This window comes from Allobosea sp. 05T439, from assembly GCF_056396005.1.
Genome location: NZ_JBFTKP010000010.1, coordinates 46,152 through 65,641, shown reverse-complemented (window position 1 = coordinate 65,641; position 19,490 = coordinate 46,152). Strand labels below are relative to the sequence as shown.

Annotated in this window: 19 protein-coding genes; 13 read left to right on the top strand and 6 right to left on the bottom strand. The window is 66.0% G+C overall.

Annotated features, from left to right (window positions below):
- Window positions 1-193 precede the first annotated feature (193 nt).
- The 4 genes from AC1DIO_RS13835 to AC1DIO_RS13820 all read left to right on the top strand — a co-directional run bounded on the left by AC1DIO_RS13835 (window position 194) and on the right by AC1DIO_RS13820 (window position 5,214).
- On the top strand, window positions 194-691 hold the full coding sequence (locus AC1DIO_RS13835) for a YcgN family cysteine cluster protein (protein WP_441506509.1): 498 nt from the start codon (window positions 194-196) through the stop codon (window positions 689-691).
- Window positions 692-868: 177 nt separating this feature from the next.
- Window positions 869-3,553 (top strand): pyruvate, phosphate dikinase, encoded by a 2,685-nt coding sequence (gene ppdK, locus AC1DIO_RS13830; protein WP_476853533.1) that lies wholly within the window; start codon window positions 869-871, stop codon window positions 3,551-3,553.
- Window positions 3,554-3,684: 131 nt separating this feature from the next.
- On the top strand, window positions 3,685-4,506 hold the full coding sequence (locus AC1DIO_RS13825; RefSeq protein WP_476853532.1) for an alpha/beta fold hydrolase: 822 nt from the start codon (window positions 3,685-3,687) through the stop codon (window positions 4,504-4,506).
- A gap of 3 nt (window positions 4,507-4,509) precedes the next feature.
- Window positions 4,510-5,214 carry an HAD-IA family hydrolase gene (locus tag AC1DIO_RS13820; protein ID WP_476853531.1) on the top strand — a complete coding sequence of 235 codons (705 nt, stop codon included), beginning with the start codon at window positions 4,510-4,512 and terminating at the stop codon, window positions 5,212-5,214.
- A gap of 3 nt (window positions 5,215-5,217) precedes the next feature.
- Here AC1DIO_RS13820 and AC1DIO_RS13815 read toward each other — a convergent pair whose 3' ends face one another.
- Window positions 5,218-5,361 carry a hypothetical protein gene (locus AC1DIO_RS13815; RefSeq protein ID WP_476769646.1) on the bottom strand — a complete coding sequence of 48 codons (144 nt, stop codon included), beginning with the start codon at window positions 5,359-5,361 and terminating at the stop codon, window positions 5,218-5,220.
- 363 nt (window positions 5,362-5,724) lie between these two features.
- Here AC1DIO_RS13815 and AC1DIO_RS13810 point away from each other — a divergent pair, with 363 nt between their 5' ends.
- The 7 genes from AC1DIO_RS13810 (at window position 5,725) to nadC (ending at window position 11,969) form a co-directional block, all read left to right on the top strand.
- Entirely contained in the window at window positions 5,725-5,934 is a 210-nt protein-coding gene (locus AC1DIO_RS13810; protein ID WP_043233725.1) for a cold-shock protein, read from the top strand.
- A 190-nt stretch (window positions 5,935-6,124) separates the two neighbouring features.
- On the top strand, window positions 6,125-7,570 hold the full coding sequence (locus AC1DIO_RS13805; protein WP_441506513.1) for a DEAD/DEAH box helicase: 1,446 nt from the start codon (window positions 6,125-6,127) through the stop codon (window positions 7,568-7,570).
- An 83-nt stretch (window positions 7,571-7,653) separates the two neighbouring features.
- A complete protein-coding gene (infA, locus tag AC1DIO_RS13800) occupies window positions 7,654-7,926 on the top strand; it encodes a translation initiation factor IF-1 (RefSeq protein ID WP_054207590.1) in 273 nt (90 codons plus the stop codon).
- An 8-nt stretch (window positions 7,927-7,934) separates the two neighbouring features.
- Complete coding sequence (locus AC1DIO_RS13795; RefSeq protein ID WP_441506514.1) at window positions 7,935-8,204, top strand: hypothetical protein; 270 nt, start codon at window positions 7,935-7,937, stop codon at window positions 8,202-8,204.
- Between the two features lie 179 nt (window positions 8,205-8,383).
- Entirely contained in the window at window positions 8,384-9,487 is a 1,104-nt protein-coding gene (gene nadA, locus AC1DIO_RS13790; RefSeq protein ID WP_476853530.1) for a quinolinate synthase NadA, read from the top strand.
- A 54-nt stretch (window positions 9,488-9,541) separates the two neighbouring features.
- Complete coding sequence (locus tag AC1DIO_RS13785; RefSeq protein ID WP_476853529.1) at window positions 9,542-11,101, top strand: L-aspartate oxidase; 1,560 nt, start codon at window positions 9,542-9,544, stop codon at window positions 11,099-11,101.
- Window positions 11,102-11,114: 13 nt separating this feature from the next.
- Complete coding sequence (nadC, locus tag AC1DIO_RS13780) at window positions 11,115-11,969, top strand: carboxylating nicotinate-nucleotide diphosphorylase (protein WP_476853528.1); 855 nt, start codon at window positions 11,115-11,117, stop codon at window positions 11,967-11,969.
- Window positions 11,970-12,051: 82 nt separating this feature from the next.
- On the opposite strand, the gene AC1DIO_RS13775 is transcribed toward nadC, so the two are convergent.
- From AC1DIO_RS13775 to AC1DIO_RS13765, 3 genes are all read right to left on the bottom strand, one after another.
- The gene (locus AC1DIO_RS13775; protein ID WP_476853527.1) at window positions 12,052-12,648 is read right to left on the bottom strand and encodes a hypothetical protein; all 597 of its coding nucleotides are present in this window, start codon (window positions 12,646-12,648) and stop codon (window positions 12,052-12,054) included.
- A gap of 309 nt (window positions 12,649-12,957) precedes the next feature.
- Window positions 12,958-13,203, bottom strand: a complete 246-nt coding sequence (locus AC1DIO_RS13770; protein WP_476853526.1) for a GDCCVxC domain-containing (seleno)protein — start codon at window positions 13,201-13,203, stop codon at window positions 12,958-12,960.
- A 339-nt stretch (window positions 13,204-13,542) separates the two neighbouring features.
- Window positions 13,543-14,799: a cell wall hydrolase gene (locus AC1DIO_RS13765; protein WP_476853525.1), complete on the bottom strand. Its 1,257-nt coding sequence runs from the start codon at window positions 14,797-14,799 to the stop codon at window positions 13,543-13,545.
- A 302-nt stretch (window positions 14,800-15,101) separates the two neighbouring features.
- Here AC1DIO_RS13765 and AC1DIO_RS13760 point away from each other — a divergent pair, with 302 nt between their 5' ends.
- Together AC1DIO_RS13760 and acuI are read left to right on the top strand one after the other, a co-directional pair.
- The gene (locus AC1DIO_RS13760; protein ID WP_441489008.1) at window positions 15,102-16,337 is read left to right on the top strand and encodes an MFS transporter; all 1,236 of its coding nucleotides are present in this window, start codon (window positions 15,102-15,104) and stop codon (window positions 16,335-16,337) included.
- 95 nt (window positions 16,338-16,432) lie between these two features.
- Window positions 16,433-17,419, top strand: coding sequence for an acrylyl-CoA reductase (NADPH) (gene acuI / locus AC1DIO_RS13755; RefSeq protein ID WP_476853524.1), 987 nt, complete (start codon window positions 16,433-16,435; stop codon window positions 17,417-17,419).
- A gap of 48 nt (window positions 17,420-17,467) precedes the next feature.
- On the opposite strand, the gene AC1DIO_RS13750 is transcribed toward acuI, so the two are convergent.
- Complete coding sequence (locus AC1DIO_RS13750) at window positions 17,468-18,373, bottom strand: LysR family transcriptional regulator (protein ID WP_441489010.1); 906 nt, start codon at window positions 18,371-18,373, stop codon at window positions 17,468-17,470.
- A gap of 70 nt (window positions 18,374-18,443) precedes the next feature.
- Window positions 18,444-19,442 (bottom strand): L-threonylcarbamoyladenylate synthase, encoded by a 999-nt coding sequence (locus tag AC1DIO_RS13745; protein WP_476853523.1) that lies wholly within the window; start codon window positions 19,440-19,442, stop codon window positions 18,444-18,446.
- Window positions 19,443-19,490: the final 48 nt, after the last annotated feature.

The following is a 19,490-nucleotide window of genomic DNA, read 5'->3' as shown; positions in this document are numbered from 1 at the left end:
GCCCCTTGGTAGGGACATAGGATCGACCTTCGCGCGCGTGAAGGCCAGTGTCATCCTTTAAGCAGATGAACAGCAGGTTTCGCGCCAGACGATCCGTGCCATTGCGAAACAGTCCGCCCGGATCGACGTGCAGCTGGGATGCGCGGCATCGCGGCGCTTCCCACGAACCCCACGAGGGCGCATAAGCGCCTTCATGACGGACGCACCCATCCGGCCAGAGCCATTCTGGCTTAGCAAGACGCTCGACGAGATGACCATGCAGGAGTGGGAATCGCTCTGTGACGGCTGTGGGCGCTGCTGCCTGGTGAAGCTCGAGGACGACGATACCGGCCGCATCCACGCGACCGATATTGGCTGCCGATTGTTCGATGCCGGGACATGCCGCTGCAAGGATTACTCCCATCGCTCGACGCTCGTTCCCGATTGCGTGACGCTGACCCCGGAAGACGTTCGCACGCTGCCGTGGTTGCCGCCGACCTGCGCCTATCGGCTGGTCGGGGAGGGGCGTGACCTGCCCTGGTGGCATCCGCTGGTGTCTGGCGACCCCGAGACGGTCGTCACGGCCGGCGTCTCCGTGCGCGGCCGGGTCTTCGCCAGTGAAGATGACGTCGATGAGGACGACCTGCCCGAACGTATCGTCAATTGGCCGCTGCGTTGGCCGCGTGCGGCGCGCAACCCTTTGCGTGGCTGAGGAGCGTCGCAGATCTGCAGCAATCCTGCTGCAGCCTCGCTCATTGATTGTTCATCCGCTTTTCGGCATGACCTCGCCCGTCCCTGCCGCCCGGCTGTCTCTGCCGGCGGCGCTTCGCATGAAACTTTTGGATCGCCGGCGCGTTGCTGAGCCCGGCTGGATGAAGAGGTAGTTGTGATGGCTGGTGGGAAGTGGGTCTACACCTTCGGCGACGGCAAGGCCGAGGGTGAAGCGGGCATGAAGAACCTGCTCGGCGGCAAGGGTGCAAACCTCGCCGAGATGAGCAATCTGGGCTTGCCGGTTCCGCCCGGCTTTACGATCACCACCGAGGTCTGCACCCATTATTACGATAATGGCAAGAATTTCCCGTCCGATCTCGCCGGGCAGGTGAAGGCTGCGCTTGCCGAGATGGGGCGTCTCACCGGCAAGCTCTTCGGCGATCCTGCCAATCCGCTTCTGGTGTCGGTGCGCTCCGGCGCTCGCGCCTCGATGCCAGGCATGATGGACACCGTCCTCAACCTTGGCCTCAACGACGTCACCGTCGAGGCCGTGGCGAAGGCCTCGGGCGACGCCCGCTTCGCCTGGGACAGCTATCGCCGCTTCATCACCATGTATTCGAACGTCGTGCTCGACGTCGATCACGGCCATTTCGAGGAGGCGCTCGAAGACTACAAGGAGCGCAAGGGCTTGCATCTCGATACCGATCTCTCGGCCGATGACTGGAAGGTGCTTGTCGGTCGTTACAAGGACATCGTGAAGAAGGCGCTCGGTGCCGAGTTCCCGCAGGAGCCGCAGGAGCAGCTCTGGGGCGCCGTCGGCGCAGTGTTCTCGTCCTGGATGAATGCCCGCGCGATCAAATACCGCGAACTCAACAATATCCCTGCCTCCTGGGGCACGGCCGTCAATGTCCAGTCGATGGTGTTCGGCAACATGGGCGAGACCTCGGCCACCGGCGTCGCCTTCACCCGCAATCCCTCGACCGGCGAGAACGCGCTCTATGGCGAGTTTCTGATCAATGCGCAGGGTGAGGATGTCGTTGCCGGCATCCGCACTCCGCAGGACATCACCGAGGTGGCGCGTCAGGCCGCCGGCTCGGACAAGCCTTCCATGGAGAAGGCGATGCCCGCGGCCTATGCCGAGCTCTGCCGGATCTACGGCATCCTCGAGAAGCATTATCGCGACATGCAGGACATGGAGTTCACCATCCAGGAGGGCAAGCTCTGGATGCTGCAGACCCGGTCCGGCAAGCGTACCGCCAAGGCCGCGCTCAGGATCGCGGTCGATCTGGCACAGGAGGGATTGATCGGCGAGGAGGAGGCGATCGGCCGCGTCGAGCCCGGCGCCCTCGAACAGCTCCTGCACCCGGCGATCGATCCCAAGGCCGAGCGCCGCGTGCTGACGACCGGCCTGCCGGCTTCGCCCGGTGCGGCGGCCGGGGAGATCGTCTTCAATTCAGACGATGCGGAGGTTGCCAAGAAGACAGGCCGCAAGGTCATCCTGGTCCGGGTCGAGACCAGTCCGGAAGATATCCACGGCATGCATGCCGCCGAAGGCATCTTGACCACGCGTGGCGGCATGACCTCGCATGCGGCGGTCGTGGCGCGCGGGATGGGCAAGCCCTGCGTCTCCGGCGCCGGCCAGATCCGGGTCGACTATGCCAAGGGCACGCTGACGGTGGGGCCGACCACGCTGCGGGCCGGCGATTTCATCACGATCGACGGCACCCTCGGCCAGGTTCTGCTTGGCGAGGTCAAGATGCAACAGCCGGAGCTTTCCGGCGATTTCGGCACGCTGATGGGCTGGGCCGACAAGGTTCGGCGCCTCAAGGTCCGTGCCAATGCCGAGACGCCGCGCGATGCCCGCGCGGCCCGCGATTTCGGCGCCGAGGGCATCGGGCTCTGCCGCACCGAGCACATGTTCTTCGACGAGGATCGCATCCTGCCGATGCGGGAGATGATCCTCGCCGGCGACGACAAGGGACGGCGCGACGCGCTGGCCAAGCTCCTGCCGATGCAGCGGCAGGATTTCGTCGAGCTCTTCACCATCATGCAGGGCCTGCCGGTCACGATCCGGCTGCTCGATCCGCCGCTGCACGAGTTCCTGCCGCATACCGACGAGGAGATCGCCGAGGTGGCGCGCGCCATGGCGGTGACGCCGGACGTGCTCCGGCGCCGGGCGGCCGAGCTGCACGAGTTCAACCCGATGCTCGGCTTCCGCGGCTGCAGGCTGGCGGTGGCGTACCCTGAAATCGCCGAGATGCAGGCCCGCGCCATCTTCGAGGCCGCCGTGATCTCGGCGCGCGAGACCGGCAAGCCGGTCATCCCGGAGGTGATGGTGCCGCTGGTGATGGGCGTCGCCGAGTTCGACCTCGTCAAGGCCCGCATCGACGCCATGGCGAAGGCCGTGATCGGCGAGAGCAAGACCGAGTTCACCTATCAGGTCGGCACGATGATCGAGCTGCCGCGCGCCGCCTTGCGTGCCGAGGAGATCGCCCGCAGCGCCGAATTCTTCTCCTTCGGCACCAATGACCTGACCCAGACCACGCTCGGCATCAGCCGCGACGACGCGGGTTCCTTCCTCGGCTCCTATACCGCCAAGGGCATCCTGGAATTCGACCCCTTCGTCACCATCGACCAGGAGGGCGTCGGCGAACTCGTCAAGCTCGCGGTCGAGCGCGGTCGCCGGAGCCGTCCGCGGATCAAGCTGGGCATCTGCGGCGAGCATGGTGGCGACCCCGCCTCGATCGGCTTCTGCGAGAGCATCGGTCTCGACTACGTCTCCTGCTCGCCCTTCCGGGTGCCGATCGCACGCCTGGCCGCGGCGCAAGCCGCACTGGGCGCGATCAAGGCCAAGGACGCCTGAGCAGGGAGATCCTGATGGTCGGCCTCGAGCCGACCATCTCCTGGACGTCGGTCCCGGGCCTGCGCCATGCTCGGCCTGAGACCGACAATCCTGCATTGCCGCGAGAACGGCCGCCGGTCTAGTTTCGCGCCATGCAGACGCGTATCGGCCAACTCTCCCGCCCCTTCGGCAAGCTCTATTACGAGGTCACGGGCTCTGGCCCGCCCATCGTCTTCGCTCATGGACTGGGCGGCAATCATTTGTCCTGGTGGCAGCAGGTCGCTCATTTCAGTCCGCAGTACAGCTGCGTCACCTTCGCTCATCGCGGTTTCGCGCCGTCGGAGCCGGTGGCCGGAGGCCCCGATCCGGCAGACTATGCCGGCGACCTCGCCGCGCTGATCACCMATCTGTCGTTGGAGCGGCCGGTTCTGGTCGCGCAATCCATGGGCGGCTGGAGTTGTGTGGATTATGCGCTGGCGAACCCCGGTCGGGTGAGCGGGCTCGTCATGGCCTGCACCACCGGCACGCTCGATTTCGGCAAGGCCGGAAGGAATATCTCGAGCGAACTCGCGGCCTGGCAGCAGCGTGTCGATGAGACACTGCCGCGTTGGGCCAGGAGCGGTATCCATCCTGCCTGCGGCGAAGCCTTCGCGAAACGCTTGCCGGCGCTCTACGAACTCTACAAATCGATCGACCGCATCAATGCAGGTCTGGACAAGGCGCTGGTTCGGCAACGCATCTGGGAGGCGCGCAACCGCCCGCCGTCCGACCTCGCCGCACTCGATTGTCCAGCCTTGTTCCTGTCCGGCGCCGACGACCTCGTCGTCCCGCCTTGTGGCGTCGCGGCGGTCGCTGCCCATGCTCCCAGGGGCCGCTTCGTCAGCGTTCCCGAAACCGGCCATTCCGTCTATTTCGAGGATGCGGCGCGCTTCAATGCCGAGCTCGACCGCTTCATCTCCGAGTTGAAGGGCTGAACCGTGCCGTCTCGCGCGCTCACCACGATCGGCTTCGATGCCGATGACACGCTCTGGCAGAACGAGCAGTTCTTCCGGCTGACGGAGGAGCGTTTCGTCGCCCTGCTCGGCGAGCACGGCGAAGCCGCCGAAATCTCCGGCAGGTTGCTGGACGCCGAGCGTCGCAATCTCGGCTTCTACGGATTTGGCATCAAGGGCTTCACGCTCTCGATGATCGAGACCGCGATCGAGGTCACAGGCGGCAATGTGCCGGCTTCCGTCATCGCCGAAATCCTTGCCGCCGGGCGCGAGATGCTGGCGCATCCGGTCGAGACGCTTCCGGGGGCACAGGAAACACTGGAGGCGCTGGCCTCCGAATACAGGTTGGTCCTGATCACCAAGGGCGATCTTTTCGATCAGGAACGCAAGCTCGCCCAGTCCGGGCTGGGCGATTTCTTCCAGGCGGTCGAGATCGTCAGCGACAAGAGTGTCACGACCTATGAACGCATCTTCGCGCGTCATGGTGACGGGCCGAGACATGCGATGATGGTGGGTAACTCGCTGAAGTCGGACATCGTGCCGGCGCTGCAGGCGGGGGCCTGGGCTGTGCATGTGCCGCATGAGCTGACCTGGGTGCTCGAACATGCCGAGGAACCGGTCGCGGAGCAGCGCTATCGCCGCCTGGCGGATCTTGGCGGCCTCGTCGGGCTTCTGGGCKAGATCGAATGAGCGCTAGCGACGGCCCCTGGTCGGACCATCCGCCGCGTCAAAGCTGAGGAGCGGCCCGGAAGGCATCCGTTCCAGGGCGCAAGCGAGCAGTCCCCGTTCGAAGACCAGATCGGCAAAGAGTTCGGCCTGCCGATTGACATCGCTCATTGCGGTTATTCTGTCGGCACGCCGACGAAGACGTTGATGCGACGGGTCGAGGGATGCAGCCTCGACGCAGAGCGGGCCTCCGCGGGCCGCCTTCTCCGATGCTCCCGTCTTGCGCGGATGCCGGGAAGGGGGCGCCGTTGCGCATCAGGGCGCTGCGCTGGACCCGCATTGCAATTTATGCTAGTGCCGCCCATGTAAGACGAGATGCGGCCGGGTTCTGGCCAATCCTCCGCGCGGGATTTCCCGGTCGGCGGGCACGATTCAGATCCACCACACATCGTTATCAAGGCCACGGCGAGGCGTCCGCGCGTCAAGTCGTGTCTTCCACATACGAACGCGGATCTGAAACGTAAGGACTACCCTATGAACAAGGGCACCGTGAAGTGGTTCAACACCACCAAGGGCTATGGCTTCATCACCCCTGAGGCCGGCGGCCAGGACGTTTTCGTCCACATCAGCGCTGTCGAGCGTGCTGGTCTGCGCGAACTTCGCGATGGTCAGGTCGTCTCCTTCGAGCTGATCGCCGATCGCAAGACCGGCAAGTCCTCGGCCGGCAACCTCGTCGTCGCCTGAGGCTGAATACTGACCGGGAGGGTGCTCGCACTCTCCCGGCTCTCTCTATCGATACCTTTACAACAATACCTTTCGGCGCAGTGGCTAGCGGTTCGCCGGGCGGAATGACGTACTTCAATGCCGAACCCATTCGGTGGCGCAGCCGGTTTCCACATGCGCCCCTTGCGTTTCGGCTTCAGAAAGACCTGTTTTGACACAATTTACAGACCTCGGCCTCGCCGAGCAGCTTCTCAAGGCGCTCGCGGCTGAAGGTTATTCCAAGCCGACGCCCATCCAGGCGCAGGCCATCCCCCCTATTCTCGAAGGCAAGGATCTGTTCGGCGCGGCCCAGACGGGCACGGGCAAGACGGCCGCCTTCTCGCTGCCGATGCTGCACCGGTTGCTGAACAACCCCCGGCGCATGCAGCCGCGTTCGGTGCGCGCACTCATCCTGAGCCCGACGCGTGAGCTTGCGGCGCAGATCGAGACCAGCATCCGCACCTACGCCCAGTTCACCACGGTCAAATCGGCCGTGATCTTCGGCGGCGTGCCAGTCGGCAAGCAGATCCGTGCGCTTGGCCAGACCGTCGACATCCTCGTCGCCACGCCCGGCCGCCTGCTTGATCTCGTCGACCAGCGCGCAGTCTCGCTGCGCGAGATCGAGTTCCTGGTGCTCGACGAGGCCGATCAGATGCTTGATCTCGGCTTCATCCATGCCCTGCGCCGGATTGCGACGCTGATCCCGGCCAAGCGCCAGACGCTTCTGTTCTCGGCGACCATGCCGAAGCAGATCCGCGAGATCGCCTCGGCCTATCTGACCAATCCGGTCGAGGTCGCGGTGACGCCGGTTGCCACGACTGCCGAGAAGGTCGAGCAGCGCGTCATCTTCACCGATCCCGGCCACAAGCCGGCGCTGCTGGCGAAGACGCTCGGCGTGGCGGAGATGGAGCGCGCGATCGTGTTCACGCGCACCAAGCACGGTGCGGACAAGGTCGTGCGCCAGCTCGAGCAGTCCGGCATCAAGTCGGCTGCCATCCACGGCAACAAGAGCCAGGGCCAGCGCGAGCGCGCTCTCGGCGCTTTCCGTGATGGCGAACTGCGCATTCTGGTCGCGACCGATATCGCGGCGCGCGGCATCGATGTCGACGGCGTCAGCCATGTCGTCAATTTCGACCTGCCGAACGTGGCGGAAACCTATGTCCACCGCATCGGCCGCACCGCGCGCGCTGGTGCCACCGGCGTCGCCATTGCCTTCTGCACCCCGGAAGAGCGCGGCGATCTGGCGGCGATCGAGAAGCTGACCCGCGTTTCGCTGACCCCGGTCGGCGAGGTGCCGCACTGGGATGGTCGCACGCCCAAGAAGCCGCCGCAGAACCAGGGTCGCGGCCGCAATGGCCAGGGCTCCGGTGGCGGGCGCGATCATGGCCGGCCGCAGGGCCAGCGCCAGGGCGCGAAGCCGCAGCAGGCGGGCAAGCCCCAGCATGCCGCCGGTCAGCGCAGCGAGACTCCGCGCAATGACCGTCCGCCGCAGCGCACTGAGGCGCCTTCGGCGCGAAAAGACAGCGTTGCCGGCAAGGAAGGACTTGGCGGCGTCGCGTTCTTGCAGCAAAGAACAGAGCAACGTCGCAATGGCGGCGCCCGGCGCCGCGCGAACTGACGCGCGGATAGCCAGGGGACKATCGGGCCGGCGGATCCCTCTGATCCGGTCGTCCGCCCAAGGCGCAGAAGAAGGACCAAGGAATGGCGAAAGAAGAACTTCTCGAGTTCGACGGCACGGTGGTCGAGGTGCTGCCCGATGGAAACTATCGGGTGAAGCTCGACAATGACCATGTGATCCTGGCCTACGCGGCCGGCAAGATGAAGAAGAACCGCATCCGCACGATCGCCGGAGACCGGGTCGTCGTCGAGATGTCGCCTTATGATCTTGATCGCGGCCGCATCAACTTCCGTCAGAAGACGGCGGGACCGGCTCCGGGTGGGCCGCCGCGCAATCAGAACTTCCGTCGGCGTTGAGCCACAGCATGCGCTTCAGCCGGGTTGAACTGCTCTTCCTCGCTGCAGGCGCAGGCCTCGGAGGCCTTGTCGCACTCGCGGCTCACATTGGATGGCTGGCGGGATCGGCAGCTTTCCCGCGCTATCTGTTCGTCCTGATCGGGCTCGGCCTCATCGAAGTCGTCTTTGGTTTCGTGACGGGCCGTCCGCCCGGCGCCCTTGTCGGGATGCCCGCCCGGATCCTGGCCTTCGTGCTCGGTCTTGGCGTCCTGGCGCTGGTCACCGGCGGCATCGCCTGACTGCCTGCCATATTCCCCAAGCACATGAAGGACCGCGCGCTGGCGCGGGATGCCGAGTGCTGGTCAGCATCGGGGAGACGTGCTAATATCCTTATGCTCAAAACGAGCATAGCTGGCTAGCAACAGGCCGGCGGCGACCCGGAGCGGAGCTCCGGCATCGCAGGGATGAGGAGGATGCCATGTCTTTGGGCTTGGAAAAGACTCGGGGCTTCGAGGCCGACAACGCTGTCGCCCCGGTCACTGTCGCGCGCMGCAGGGACGATCCGCGCTTCCGACCATTGCCGATGCCAGACCTGACCTGGACGCCTGAGGTCGAGGCCGCGACCGCGCATCTCTACGAGAAGGTCAAGGCCGTCATTCCGGCGGTGGAGTGGCCCTTCTTCGCGCCGACGATCAAGGCGATCAACGAGCTGAAACAGGTCCGCAACGCGGTCATCCTCGGCCATAACTACATGACGCCGGAGATCTTCCATTGTGTCTCCGACATCGTCGGCGACTCCTTGCAGCTCGCCAAGGTGGCCTCGAAGACCAAGGCAGAGGTCATCGTGCAGGGCGGCGTGCATTTCATGGCCGAGACCTCGAAGCTGCTCAGCCCCGAAAAGATCGTGCTGATGCCGGACATGAAGGCCGGCTGCTCGCTGGCCTCTTCGATCACGGGCGCCGATATCCGTCTGTTGCGCGAGCGCTATCCCGGCCGTCCGGTCGTCGCCTATGTCAACACCTCGGCCGATGTGAAGGCGGAGGTTGATATCTGCTGCACCTCGTCGAATGCCGTGCAGGTGGTCGAGAGCCTGGGCGTGCCGGAAGTCATCTTCGTGCCTGACCAGTATCTGGCGAAGAACGTCGCGGCGCAGACCAAGGTGAAGATCATCTCCTGGGCCGGCGCCTGCGAGGTGCATGAGCGCTTCACCGCCGAAGAGCTCGTGCGCTACCGCGAGGCCGATCCGAGCATCAAAATCGTCGCCCATCCGGAATGCCCGCCGGAAGTCGTGGCAGTTGCCGATTACGCTGGTTCGACCAAGGGCATGATCGACTGGGTCAAGCATGAGCTGCCGGGCCGCGTCCTGCTCGTCACCGAATGCTCAATGGCGGACAATGTTGCAGCCGAGACGAAGGGCGTCGAATTCGTGCGGCCCTGCAATCTCTGCCCGCATATGAAGCGCATTACCTTGCCCAAGATCCTCGAATCGCTGGTCTATATGCAGCACGAGGTGGTGATCGATCCGGCGATGGCCGAGAAGGCCCGGCGCTCAGTTGAGCGCATGGTCAACCTGACGATGTAAAGCCTGCATGCCTCTCCCCTCAGGGGGAGGGGCGCTGGCGGCGGATTGGCCCTCATGCCTGACATCCAAGCGGATATCCTCATCGTCGGCGGCGGGCTGGCGGGGCTGTTCACGGCCCTGAAACTGGCGCCGCTGCCCTGCACGGTGCTGGCGCCGCGCCCGCTCGGCGAGGGCTCTTCCTCGAGCTGGGCGCAAGGCGGCATTGCCGCGGCGATGTCCGAGGGCGACACGGCCGGCAAACACGCTGCCGATACGATCGCGGCGGGTGCCGGCATCGTCGACGAGGCCGTCGCGCATATGGTTGCCAATGAGGCTGCCGAACGCGTCCATGATCTTCTGTCCTATGGCGTCCCCTTCGATCGCGATCTCGCCGGGCGCCTCGTGCAGTCGCGCGAGGCCGCGCATTCGGAGCATCGCGTCGTCCGCGTCGGCGGCGATGGTGCCGGCGCCGCGATCATGCAGGCGCTGATTGCGGCGGTGCGGCAGACGCCTTCGATCACTGTGCGGGAAGGGTTCATTGCCGAGGACCTGCTTCTGTCGGATGGCGCCTGCACGGGCGTGCTGGCGCGCGGCGAGCACGGGGCAGCGCGTGAGGCGACGCGGTTTCATGCCGTCGCGACCGTGCTGGCCACGGGAGGCATCGGCCATCTCTACGCACTGACCACGAACCCGGCGGAGGCGCGTGGCGAAGGATTGGCCATGGCGGCACGCGCCGGCGCGACGATCGCCGATGCCGAATTCGTGCAGTTTCATCCGACCGCGCTGGCGCTCGGGCTCGACCCAGCCCCGCTCGCGACCGAAGCGATCCGCGGCGATGGCGGCATTCTCGTCAATGCCGCTGGCGAGCGTTTCATGCTGGCCGTGCACAAGGACGCCGAGCTCGCCCCGCGTGATATCGTGGCCCGCGCTGTCTTCGCCGAGATCGCGGCCGGGCGTGGCGCCTTTCTCGATGCAAGGGCGGCGATCGGTGTTGAGTTTGCCGAGCGGTTTCCCGCCGTCACCGCCGCCTGCCGCAAGGCGGGCATCGATCCTACGACGGACCTCATGCCGGTGGCGCCGGCCGAGCATTACCACATGGGTGGAGTCGCGACTGACGCTCATGGCTGCACGACGCTTCCCGGCCTCTATGCCGCCGGTGAAGTGGCCAGCACCGGCCTGCATGGCGCCAACCGACTCGCCTCGAATTCCCTTCTGGAGGCGGTGGTCTTCGGCGCACGTGTCGCCGAGCACCTGAAGGGCCGCCCGTTGGTGATGAGAACCAGGGGGAAGCCTGTCCGCATGAGCGGCACGGCAGCCTGCTTGCCGACAGCCGCGGACCAGCGCGCGATCGAGCGCTTGCGCGCGATCATGTCGGATAGGGCCGGCGTGGTGCGTGACGGGCCAGGGCTGCTTGCCGCGTCGCGTCAGCTCCAGGCCATCGCCGAGGCTGCGGACAGTTCGACGCTCGTCAACATGGCGAGTGCCGCCCTCATCATCGTTGCAGCCGCACTTGCCCGGCGCGAGAGCCGTGGCGGCCATTGGCGCAGCGATTTCCCGCAAGCCAGCACGGCGCTGGCGACGCGCAGCAAGCTGACATTATCGGCGCCGCCTGCCGCGCGCCGCGCCCTGTCCTGATCCGGAGCCCGACGTGAGCCAAGCCGTCCTCAATCCCCTGCTCATCACCGAAGCGGTACGTGCCGCTCTGATCGAGGATCTCGGCCGGGCCGGTGACATCACCACCCTTGCGACGATTCCGGCCGGCAAGCGGGCAAGCGCGGTGATCGCCGCGCGCAAGAGCGGCATCGTTGCCGGGCTGCCCTTCGCCCGCGAAACCTTCCGGCAATACGACCCGTCGGTTCGCTTCGAGGCCGCCATGTCGGACGGCGACAGGCTCGAACCCGGCGCCATTGTGGCTCGCATCGAGGGGGAGGCCCGCTCTGTCCTCTCGGCAGAGCGTGTCGCCTTGAATTACATGGGGCGGCTCTCGGGCATCGCTACACTGGCAGCGGCCTATGTAGCCAAGGCCGCGGGCACGAAGGCGATGATCGTCGACACCCGCAAGACCACGCCAGGCCTGCGCGCGTTCGAGAAATACGCCGTTCGCTGCGGTGGCGCTGGCAACCATCGCTATGGGCTCGATGACGCCGTCCTGATCAAGGACAATCATGTCGCCGTCGCCGGCGGCATTCGCCCGGCCTTGCAGGCGGCCAAGCGCCAGGCCGGTAACTTCGTCAAGATCGAGATCGAGGTCGATACCCTGGCCCAGCTCGAGGAGGTCCTCGCCGAGGGGGCCGACATCGTCATGCTCGACAACATGTCCGTTGCGGATCTGACCACGGGCGTTGCGATGGTCGGCGGCCGCATGAAGGTCGAGGCCTCCGGCGGCATCACGCTCGACACCGTCGCGGCGATTGCGGCGACCGGCGTCGACATGATCTCGGTGGGCGCCCTGACCCATTCCGCCAGCGTGCTCGACCTCGGGCTCGATATCGAGATCGCATGAAAAAAGCCCCGGCCGAAGCCGGGGCGTAAGGTCGTTTCCGTGGTTAAAAGGGTCTGCGTCTAAACTCTTGGTAGGCGTGAACTCAATAGCGGCCGCGCGCCCAGTATTGCGAGCCAGGGCTCATCAGCACCTGGCGTTGGCGGGTTTCGTAGAGAGCGGGGATCGTCTCGTGCACGACCTGCGTCTGGCGCACCATGACCTTGCGCTGACGCTGGCCATAGACGGCGGGCAGGGTCTCGTAATCGGTACTCGCCGGGCTGATCTCGACCGTACGCTGCTGGATGCCGTAGCGCGCGGGAACATCGACCCAGCAACCGGTGACGTTGCCATAGAGATCGCGGCTCACCTCCCAGCGACGCCCCGCCGGTGAGATCAGGACCTGTTCGGCAACCGTGCTGTACTGGGCCGGGCGATAGCGCGGGATGACCCGCTGCGGATGCACCATCACCTGCTCGGTGACGTATTCATATTCGGCCGGAATGATGCGCGACTGCGTCTGGGCCGGGCGCGCGACATAGGTCTCGTTGATCGTGCCATAGACCGGGGGCAACTGCTGCAGCGTGTAGCAGGCGGAGCCATAGCAGCCACCGCCAGCCTGGGCGCCCTGGGCGCCGAGCAGCAGCGCGGCCGCAGCCACCGAAGCGGCCAATGCGGAAGCGGAAAACACCTTGCMTCGCATGTCTGACTCCGAACTCCCCGGCGGCGTCMTGGCGCCGCCGTGTTGGAGGCAGAAAGCCAGCCGGAAGTGATGAACGCAAGGTAAACGCTAAAACAAGGTAAAATTAACCATGATCGGCGGCATCCGGCAAGGCCTCGAATACTGAATTGGAATGCAAAGGCGGCAGGCCGGCGAGCCCTACGCAGCGGAAGCCTGCCGACTCAAGGGTAGAGCGGGCCGCAAGTCCCGGCCGGGCACCGTGGCAAGAACGGTTTCGTTCAGCGTGCAGCCGAGATGGACGCAGCTTCGGGCTGTATCCCCGGGCTCAGATCACGTTCCGCTCGGACCAGGAGAGGCGCAGCAGGACAGGTTGCCGGATCCTCCGTTCACAGCCTCCTGAATGGGCGGGCAGGGAACCGAGCCATAGGAACAAAACACGCAGCAATCGCCCTGCTTCGGCCTGAGCACCGCACCGCATCCCTTGCATTCGTAGAAGAACTGGCAGGCGTCGGTCGGCATCGTCTCGGCAGCCGCGTGTCCGCAATGCGGGCAGGTAATCAGGGACTGAAGCTGCATTCAATTCACGCGCGGTTCTGAGGCATCAGGCATCATAGATGCAATTCCAAGCGACGGGCCGGGTCAAGCTGACAGGACGACTTTCACGAGCGTCCTGCATGTCCGGCCTGGCGCTGCCCGGAAGGATCAGGTCCTGGCGCAGTGGCTTTCGCTGAGCACCTCATGGAGCCGACAGAGGTTTCCAGGGCAGGTGGCCCCTCCCGTAGGGTGACCTCCGGGCCGACCAGAGGCGCCTCGATGCAGCCCCGCTCTCGCAAGCCAAGATCCCGCATTCTCGCAAACAAGCCCGGTATTCAATCTGTTTGGAGTCAGGGCCCGCGGTTGAAAATTCAGGATAGACTAAGTCTGGCCCGGCCTCAGCTGATAGAAGACGTGCCGGCCGATCACGTCCATTTTCTTCAGCTTCTTGGCCCAGTACGGCCGAACATAGTCCGCGTGGTAATGAGTGGAGGCGCCGACATCCGCGAGATAGGTCGTGCCCTCAAAGACCTCGCGTGCGATGCGCACGGAGGCGCGCCACGGCTCGGGCTCGGTGATTCGCAGCGACTTGCCCTCGCAGGCGAAGGTGAACTGGCAGGCGAGGTAGCGGTTCCGGTTCTGGTAGACCACGCCGCAGACCGAGTCCGGATAAAGCCCGCTCTTCACCCGGTTGAGCACGACCTGCGCGACCGCAGCCCGGCCTTCCTCGGATTCCGAACGAGCCTCGAAATAGACGGCTTCGGCGAGGCAGCGCTGCTCGCGCGCCATGTTCTCCGGCAGGATCAGCCCGGTATAAATCTGTTTCGGCCCCGGATCGCTCTTGCGCGCGACGCTGGTTGCGGGAGCGGCGGCCTTGCCGATGGCGGCGGGCCGTGCGGCGGCCACGGCCGGCGGCGTCGTCGGCGCGATGGTGGCGACGCTGTAGTTCACGGCCGGAGTCGATGAGGCCCGTGCTGAGGGCTGCGGAACCGAGGGCGTCGAGCCGTCGATGCTCTCGAGATGCAGCTCGGCTTCCCGCGGCGAGGTGATGATCCGCTTCGGCGAGCTCGGCGAGGAGTCCGAGAGGGCTGGGTCGGTCAGTCCCTCGTCATTGGCATAGGGCTCGAACCCCACTTGCGGACCGTCGCTGCTTTCGCCCTCGCGTACGGCGTCGAGCGCAAAGCCGCCCGAAATCAGGCCCGGCTGGTTGTCGCCGAAGACGACACGTTCGAGCTCGCGTGGCTGCGGGGTAAGCGTCAGGCCCGGGCGCAGGCCCGGCAGCAGGTCGCCCTTGGCGCTGCGGTCGACCTCGGGGAAGGCGCTTGCCGTGCGCTTCATGTCCTCGCGCGGCTGGCGCGGATCGATGGCGATACGCCGTTCGGGGTCGTCGAAGGAGAGATGAGCCTGTTGGATCGAGGATGACAGCGTGAGGCCCGGCAGGCGGAAGGCGCTGGCCGCAACCAGCATCGAAGGGCCTTCCTCGAGCACGGATTCGGGCGAGGGCGCCGCGCGCCGCAGCATGGAATAGGGAATTGCGTCGCCGTCGTGATTTTGCCCGGCGGATGCGGTGAAGGAAACCAGCAGCCCGACGGACAGCGCCCAGGGCGCGACCGTGGCCAGGGCCCATTTCAGACCCAACGCCCTGATTCGCCTCGTGCGACGCCGTAACCGCAACTGACTCAACGCTCTGCCCGCCTTGACAACACCGGGGGTCGGCCGCGCAGCCAAGGCGCGCTTTTCGACGATCCCGTTATCCATCCGGTAGGGTTGAGAGCCGGTTAATGCCGCGCTCCGGCGCGCGTTCTTCGGCGACCCGCGTTCCATGTGCGGCCGTGATGTGGAATTTCACGAAAAGACATTGTTGCGGCGCGGGACGAAACGATAACGTGCAGCCACACGTTTAAACTTGCTCTCCTTCTGTCCTATTGTCGGAGCTCCCAATGAGTGCGGCCACTGGGCGCAGATACGCGCCTGAAATCGTCGTCGCTGCCGGCTGTCTGATCGCGCTGATCACCTTCGGCCCCCGCGCCAGCGCCGGTCTGTTCCAGATCCCGATGACGCTGGAATTCGGCTGGGGGCGCGACACGTTCAGTATCGCCATTGCCCTGCAGAACCTGCTCTGGGGCCTCGGCGCTCCCTTTGCCGGCGCCGTGGCCGACCGGTTCGGTACGGTGCGGGTGCTGTGCTTCGGTGCGTTGCTCTATGCCGCCGGCCTCGTCGTCATGGCCTATGCCACGACGCCGATGACGATGCATCTCGGCGCCGGTGTGCTGATCGGCTTCGGCCTTTCGGCCTGTTCGTTCAATCTCGTGCTGGCTGCCTTCGGGAAGCTGCTGCCGGAGCAATGGCGCCCGATGGCATTCGGTGCCGGGACCGCGGCCGGCTCCTTCGGCCAGTTCCTGTTCCCGCCGATCGGCAACATCATGATCGAGCAGATCGGCTGGCATCAGGCGCTTGTCGTCTTCGCCGGCTCGGTGCTGCTGGTGATGCCGCTCGCCATCATGCTGGGAACGCGCAAGACCGGAGAGGCCAGGCAGGTTGCTTCGGCCGTCAACTTGCCGAACCAGAGCGTCACGCAGGCCCTGACGGAGGCCTTCAAGCATCGCAGTTACGTCCTGCTCGTGCTCGGCTTCTTCACCTGCGGCTTCCAGCTCGCCTTCATCACCGCGCATATGCCGGCCTATCTCAAGGATGCGGGAATGCCCGCCTGGGTCGGCGGCTGGACACTTGCCGTGATCGGTCTCGCGAATGCGGCGGGTTCTCTCGGCTCCGGCTGGCTGACCTCCCGCATGCCGAAGCGCCATTTGCTGGCCTGGATCTATCTGGGGCGGGCGGTTGCCATCGCCGCCTTCATCCTGCTGCCGGCAAGCCCGGCCACCGCGCTGGCCTTCGGCGTCGTGATCGGCCTGTTCTGGCTCTCGACCGTGCCGCCGACCTCCTCGCTGGTCATGCTGATGTTCGGCACGAAATACATGGCGATGCTCTATGGCTTCGCCTTCTTTTCGCATCAGGTCGGCGGTTTCCTCGGCGTGCTTCTCGGTGGCATCCTCTATGAGCGCACCGGCTCCTACGAGATCGTCTGGTGGCTTTCGGTCGCTCTGGGCGTCGCCTCCGCCCTGATCAACCTGCCGATCGTCGAGAAGCCTGTGACGCGCGCGGTGCCGCAGCCCGCCTGATCGGGACGAGGCAAAGGCGCACATGCTTGCGCCTTGCGGATTGCCCGGGCTCGTTCCACTCCTGTCGTGACCAGTTGGCACGACAGGAGTGATGCATGTCCAGCTTTAAGGCGCTCGTCGCGACGAAGGGCGAAACCGGCCCGAACCTCGCCTTTACGGATTTCGCCGAAGCCGATCTGATGGAAGGTGACGTCACCGTCCGCGTCACGCACTCGACCGTGAACTACAAGGACGGGCTCGCGATCACTGGCAAGGCGCCGGTGATCCGGCGCTGGCCGATGATTCCCGGGATCGATTTCTCCGGCCGGGTCGAGACCTCCAGCCACCCCGATTTCAAGCCGGGCGATCTCGTCATCCTGGATGGCTGGGGCACGGGTGAGACCCATCTTGGCGCCTATGCCCAGAAGAGCCGGGTCAAGGGTGACTGGCTGGTGCCGCTGCCGGCCGGCATGACCCCGGCCGACGCCATGGCGATCGGTACCGCGGGCTACACCGCGATGCTCTGCGTGCTGGCGCTGGAGAAGCACGGGCTGAAACCCGCTGATGGCCCGGTTGTGGTCACCGGTGCGGCCGGCGGCGTCGGCTCGGTCGCGATCGCGCTTTTGGCGAAGGCGGGCTGGCATGTCATCGCCTCGACCGGCCGCGCCGAGGAGGCCGACTATCTCAAGGGTCTCGGCGCGGCCGAGATCATCGACCGCAACGAACTCTCCAACCCCGGCAAGCCGCTGGCCAAGGAGCGCTGGATCGCCGGCGTCGACGCGGTCGGCTCGCATACGCTCGCCAATCTGCTGGCGATGACCCGCTATGGCGGCGCCGTTGCTGCCTGCGGCCTGGCCCAGGGCATGGATCTGCCGGCTTCGGTGGCACCCTTCATCCTGCGAGGCGTCTCGCTGCTCGGAGTCGATTCGGTGATGTGCCCGAAACCACGCAGGCTCGAGGCCTGGGCGCGGCTGGCTTCCGATCTCGATCGCGACAAGCTTGCTGCCATGACCTCGACGATTCCGTTGGAGAGCGTGATCGAGACCGGCAAGGCGATCGTCGAGGGCAAGGTGCGGGGCCGGGTGGTGGTCGAGGTGGGCTAGAGAGGGATCGCCACATTGCGTCCGGTAGGACGCACGGCGATCCAAGGCTCACCCCGTCCCTTCGATCAGGCCGCGGTGCTTCGCGAGTTCGTTTCCGCAAAAGTCCATGAAGGCACGCACCCGCGGCGCGTTGCGGATATCGGGATGGGTCAGGATCCATAGCCCGGTCGAGAAATCCGGATTGGGCGCCGTCAGGCGCGTCAGGCTGGGGCGCTGATCGGCGATGAAGCAGGGCAGGGGGCCGATGCCGATCCCCTGTTCGACGGCTTCGGTGAGGCCGAGTACCGCCGAGCATTTGAGCGCGATCCGCTCCGGCGCGACATGGTCGCGGACATGGCGTGCCGCCTTTACATAACCGAGCTGGTCGCCGAGCGTGACCCAGTCCCGTTCGAAGAGAACGGCAGGATCGGCGGCTTCCTCCGAGGTGAGCCCGTCCTCGCTGCGGCCATAGATCGCCCAGTTCAGCGTCGCGAGCCGGCGCCCTACCAGGGTCTCCCCGGGCGAATCGCTGGCCCGGATCGCGACATCGGCGTCGCGCTTCGAGAGGTTGAGCGTCTGGTAGCCGATGGCGACATCCAGCCGGATCGCCGGATGCGCCTGGCGGAACGCCGCGAAGATCGGCAGCAGCATGTTGAGGAAGAGCGTGTCGGTCGTGGTGACGCGGACCTCGCCGGAAGGAGCGACATCGCGCCCGGCCAGGCGGCGGTCGAAGGCGGTGACATCCTCCTCCATGCGGCTCGCCAGGACGGCCATCTCTTCGCCGGCGCAGGTAGCGACATAGCCCGTCTTGTGGCGTTCGAAGAGGGGCAGGCCGAGCTGTTCCTCGATCTGCCCGAGCCGGCGGAACACGGTGGAATGATTGACCCCGAGAGCAGCAGCCGCACCCGTCAGCCCGCCGTGATCGGCGATCGCCTTGACCAGCCTGAAATCATCCCAGGCGAGATTGGACTTCATCGACGCAGGCTCCGGTTGCGGCGGCAGCATCGCGATATCTTGCGCAATTGCAAGGCGCTGTTTGCGGGGCTCAGCGCGGTGCCGCAGCGCGCCTCAATCGGTCGTTGATGGCTTCCCCGAGGCCGTGCGCGGGCACCGATGCGATCGCAATCGCCTTGGGGCCCTGCGCATCGAGCTGGCGCATGTAGCCGAAGAGATTGGCTGCAGCTTCCGCGAGATMGCCGCGCGGGCTCAGGTTGAGCGAAATCGCCGGCGCGACGAAGCCCGCTGGCTCCGGTCCGAAGCCGAGCCAGGCTTCTCCGGTGCGGGGCGCTTCGGCGTCCAGCCGCACCGCGGCAGCGGGCGCGTAATGCGAGGCGAGCAGTCCGGGCGAAATGGGTGCGGCGCCAGCCTCGCCGGCGAGCACCAGCGGGCGGCCGATCACGCCCTCGATCGCCGCGCGGGAGACGCCGCCCGGTCGAAGCAGCCTGGGCGCCCCATCGAGGCAGGCGATGATCGTCGACTCGACACCGACCTCGGCCGGCCCGGCATCGACCACGGCATCGATCCGGCCATCGAGATCGGCCAGCACATGCTCTGCGCTGGTGGCGCTGACCCGGCCCGACCGGTTGGCGGAGGGTGCGGCGATCGGGCGTCCGGCTGCTTCGAGAATGGCATGGGCAAGCGGATGCGACGGCACGCGCAACGCGACGGAGGCAAGCCCGGCGCGTGCCAGCTCGCTGACCTGGCAGGCGGACGAAGCCGGCACCACCAGCGTCAAGGGGCCCGGCCAGAAGGCCTTTGCCAGTGCCAGCGCATTGGCGTCGAACAGGCCCTCGCGCCGCGCTGCCTCGACGCTCGGCAGATGTGAGATCAGCGGATTGAAGCTCGGCCGCTCCTTTGCCGCATAGATGCCGGCGACGGCGTGGCCGGATGTCGCGTCGGCCGCCAATCCATAGACGGTCTCCGTCGGCAGCGCGACGAGGCCTCCGGCGCGCAGCAGGCGCGCGGCCTCGGCAATGCCTTCGGCATCGGCCTGCAGAATGCGGGTCGGACGTATCCCGGAGCCCGTTGACCTGGAATGGTTCATATATAAACTGTGTTGTGCGGCAGTGCGTATGGCGGAAAGTCGTGAGGC

Excerpts from the sequence above, each read along its gene's own strand:
- AC1DIO_RS13835 (WP_441506509.1), top strand. The coding sequence starts at position 194 with ATGACGGACGCACCCATCCGGCCAGAGCCATTCTGGCTTAGCAAGACG.
- ppdK (WP_476853533.1), top strand. The coding sequence starts at position 869 with ATGGCTGGTGGGAAGTGGGTCTACACCTTCGGCGACGGCAAGGCCGAG.
- AC1DIO_RS13815 (WP_476769646.1), bottom strand. The coding sequence starts at position 5,361 with ATGAGCGATGTCAATCGGCAGGCCGAACTCTTTGCCGATCTGGTCTTC.
- AC1DIO_RS13810 (WP_043233725.1), top strand. The coding sequence starts at position 5,725 with ATGAACAAGGGCACCGTGAAGTGGTTCAACACCACCAAGGGCTATGGC.
- infA (WP_054207590.1), top strand. The coding sequence starts at position 7,654 with ATGGCGAAAGAAGAACTTCTCGAGTTCGACGGCACGGTGGTCGAGGTG.
- AC1DIO_RS13795 (WP_441506514.1), top strand. The coding sequence starts at position 7,935 with ATGCGCTTCAGCCGGGTTGAACTGCTCTTCCTCGCTGCAGGCGCAGGC.
- AC1DIO_RS13785 (WP_476853529.1), top strand. The coding sequence starts at position 9,542 with ATGCCTGACATCCAAGCGGATATCCTCATCGTCGGCGGCGGGCTGGCG.
- AC1DIO_RS13770 (WP_476853526.1), bottom strand. The coding sequence starts at position 13,203 with ATGCAGCTTCAGTCCCTGATTACCTGCCCGCATTGCGGACACGCGGCT.
- AC1DIO_RS13760 (WP_441489008.1), top strand. The coding sequence starts at position 15,102 with ATGAGTGCGGCCACTGGGCGCAGATACGCGCCTGAAATCGTCGTCGCT.
- acuI (WP_476853524.1), top strand. The coding sequence starts at position 16,433 with ATGTCCAGCTTTAAGGCGCTCGTCGCGACGAAGGGCGAAACCGGCCCG.
- AC1DIO_RS13750 (WP_441489010.1), bottom strand. The coding sequence starts at position 18,373 with ATGAAGTCCAATCTCGCCTGGGATGATTTCAGGCTGGTCAAGGCGATC.